Annotated in this window: 4 protein-coding genes and 1 pseudogene; 3 read left to right on the top strand and 2 right to left on the bottom strand. The window is 36.5% G+C overall.

Going from position 1 to position 2,946, the window contains the following annotated elements; genetic code table 11:
- Positions 1-312: pseudogene (locus tag ACILQF_RS12340) on the top strand (hypothetical protein); the annotation flags it as partial.
- 194 nt (positions 313-506) lie between these two features.
- Complete coding sequence (gene moaCB, locus ACILQF_RS12335) at positions 507-1,457, top strand: bifunctional molybdenum cofactor biosynthesis protein MoaC/MoaB (RefSeq protein ID WP_395627703.1); 951 nt, start codon at positions 507-509, stop codon at positions 1,455-1,457.
- Positions 1,458-1,466: 9 nt separating this feature from the next.
- Here moaCB and ACILQF_RS12330 read toward each other — a convergent pair whose 3' ends face one another.
- Both ACILQF_RS12330 and ACILQF_RS12325 read right to left on the bottom strand, forming a co-directional pair.
- Positions 1,467-1,973 carry a DUF4251 domain-containing protein gene (locus ACILQF_RS12330; RefSeq protein ID WP_395627702.1) on the bottom strand — a complete coding sequence of 169 codons (507 nt, stop codon included), beginning with the start codon at positions 1,971-1,973 and terminating at the stop codon, positions 1,467-1,469.
- A gap of 214 nt (positions 1,974-2,187) precedes the next feature.
- On the bottom strand, positions 2,188-2,637 hold the full coding sequence (locus ACILQF_RS12325) for a KTSC domain-containing protein (RefSeq protein ID WP_395627701.1): 450 nt from the start codon (positions 2,635-2,637) through the stop codon (positions 2,188-2,190).
- Positions 2,638-2,831: 194 nt separating this feature from the next.
- On the opposite strand from ACILQF_RS12325, the gene ACILQF_RS12320 reads away from it, so the two are divergent.
- The coding region (locus ACILQF_RS12320) for an NAD-dependent epimerase/dehydratase family protein (protein WP_395627704.1) at positions 2,832-2,946 on the top strand (115 nt) is incomplete at its 3' end.

Here is a 2,946-nt window from a genome sequence, read left to right as displayed (position 1 = left end):
CGAAATTACTTTTTCAAAGACCTCACTTTGGGTTATGACCTCAGAAAAACCATCAACTCTGGATTTGATAACTCGATTATAAGAAATCCAACCATTTTAAGATTGTACACAGAATATCGCTTCATGAAAGCTAATGTTGGTGCCATCCGATTTGAAGCTTTTGATATTTTTGATCAAAATTCAGGGATTTCCAGAGATGTATTCGACAATATCATTATAGATCGGCAGGTAAACCGCTTAGGCAGGTATTTTATGCTATCCTTTAACTTGCGGTTGAATAAATTTGGGGGAGGTGCCATTAGTAGGAATTAGGTTAGTTAGTTGGTTAGTTGGTTAGACGACCGTGCCCTGAAATAAACTAAATTCACAATTTACTAAAATCCTGTCCTTATTCCTTGCTACTTATTCTTTGCTCTAGTTTGTTGAGTTATCAGGTTGGGTGGAGATGGTTTAGTATTCTTATCTCATAAATATTAACTTTGATATAAAAATAAGCTTCAAACAAAATGCGCGATATCAGTCACAAACAGATTACTCTTCGTACTGCCAGGGCAGTTGCTATTATTTTTTGTTCGGAGAAAAGCATTGAGCTTATCCGTTCGAATGAGCTACCTAAAGGTAATCTTTTTGATGTGGCACGTGCAGCAGGGTTTTTAGGTGCAAAGCTAACCCCTCAGCTCCTGCCCCATTGCCATCCCGTTACCATTGATGGAATGGATTTCACCTTCAACTTTATAAACCGAGACCTTCATTCAGAGCTTTTTAACGAAGATATCTTGAACAGAAAGGGAATTGTCATTTTAGGTGAAGCTAAATCGATCGGCCGAACAGGTATTGAGATGGAAACTTTAACGGCAGTTTCGGTTGCAGCTCTTGAAATATACGATATGCTCAAGCCTGTAGATACTCAATTGGAAATTGGAAACATCCGTTTATTGGAGAAAAAAGGTGGCAAAAGCGACCGCAATCGTCATTTAGAATATACTCCTACTTGCGCAGTTTTAGTCTGCTCCGACTCCACAGCAAAGGGTGAGCGGGAAGATAAAAGCGGACTCCAAATAACAGAAATGCTAGAAAATGTAAATGCATCTGTTTTACACTACAAAATCCTTCCTGATGATAAAGACGCTATTCAGAAACAGATAAGAGAATGGGTTGCTGATGATATTCAGTTCATATTCACCACTGGCGGGACTGGTTTAGGTCCGCGTGATAATACTGTAAGCGCAGTGAAGGAAATCATTGAGCGCGAAGCTGATGGAATTACTGAGGCTATGAGGGGCTTCGGACAAATGCGTACGCCACTAGCTATGATGAGCCGTTCTGTAGCAGGCGCGATTGGAAAAACGATGATTATCACCCTTCCGGGAAGTCCAAAAGGTGCAAGAGAATCTTTAGAAGCTATTTTACCAGGTGTATTCCATGCTCGTAAGATGATGGACGGCGGAGGGCATTAATTAATAAAGCTATTGTTTCTTCAAAAAATCAGCAGAAACTATCTCGCCATAAAAAGAAATTGTTTGCCTATCCATGCTATTCACAGTCAGGGTAGCATAACCTGAATTCGAAACAGATAACATCATCAAATCTGGATCTTCAGGTTTATTAATTCGGATTTTAACTTGAAAAGTGCCTTTTTTTGATTCCTTCATCGAATAATTAAAGTCGGTGGAAAAAAAACTTAAAGGACTTTCAGTAGTTCCCATAGGTGCTCTAAAAGCAACTCCAAAATAGGGTAAATGACTATCAAGTGAATCTTTATTAATCTTCAAAAAGTAAATGGATGTAAGCCTGATTGATGAACCTGAAAGTGGGTTTGCCGACTCCGCAATAAAAACATAGTTTTTGCTTTCAATAAGTTTCTTGATTTCGGCTTGTTTTTTCTGAGCTCTTGTTTGTGCTTGAAGCGATTGGGATAAAATTGCAAAAAGCATTAAAAGACAGATTCTGAAAGAGTTTTTTAGAATTTTCATATCCATATTTTTAAATTATTAGCAAAAATCATGCTAATAATTTACTAGAGTAAAATGAGCGTATTTTTAAAAGGAGTCAGGAGACTCCTAATATTTCACAATCCGTAGAACGCTTCGCTAAATTCTACGGACATTTGAGCGTCTATAAGCGGAAAAACCAAAATAACAAGTTAAGGTGAAAACACCTACCAGAGGCTTATCAAAGGAATAAATTTTAAGCCGAGGCAACTAATTTGCTAGTACTTCTGTAGACAAAATTAGCGTAAATATGTCTTCTAGCAAATCTAGCTGGAGATTCAGCATTAACTAATTTAACATAAATTGCCTTCGGAACATCGAAATATTCATATATAGAACCATCCACAAAAAAAACGGTCAGAATTTGATTTTTAAACTCGAAATCAGCTAAACCTGATGTTGTAGTTGTTAATTTATAGTCTTCAATAGTTTGTTGGCGAGTTTCTGAGGCTATGCTAACTAAGAAATGATAGGCTTCAATGATTAGTTTACTTTTTTCTTCAGCTTCTAATTTACTTTCTTCAGAATCCGTGAATTTATCGGGATGCCAATTCTTCATTAAAGTACGATAAACCGACTTTAACTCTTGCAATTCCACATTCTTGTCAACGCCTAAAATCTTTCTGTAATCAACTATTTTTCTCATGCTTATTTTTTTATAATCTATGGAAGATTTTACTTTACAAAATCAGACCTTCAGGAAATAACGGCGCAAAGCTACGCTTTTGTAATAGATTTTGCTAATTAATATTAATCCTCAAGGCCAATATCTAAGCAATAAATTAAATATGCAAACAGACCCAATTAATACTAAATTTGATAAGCTAGCAAAATAAATAGATGAAAATACTTCTTACCGGCGCAAGTGGATACATCGCACAACGACTTTTACCTGTTTTACTCGAGGGTGGTCATGAAGTAATCTGCTGCATTCGTGATAAATACCGTTTTGATA

It is taken from the genome of Daejeonella sp. (assembly GCF_044232565.1).
Classification (GTDB): domain Bacteria; phylum Bacteroidota; class Bacteroidia; order Sphingobacteriales; family Sphingobacteriaceae; genus Daejeonella.
Note: the sequence above shows the minus strand (reverse complement) of the source record. Positions and strands in the feature narration are given on the sequence as shown.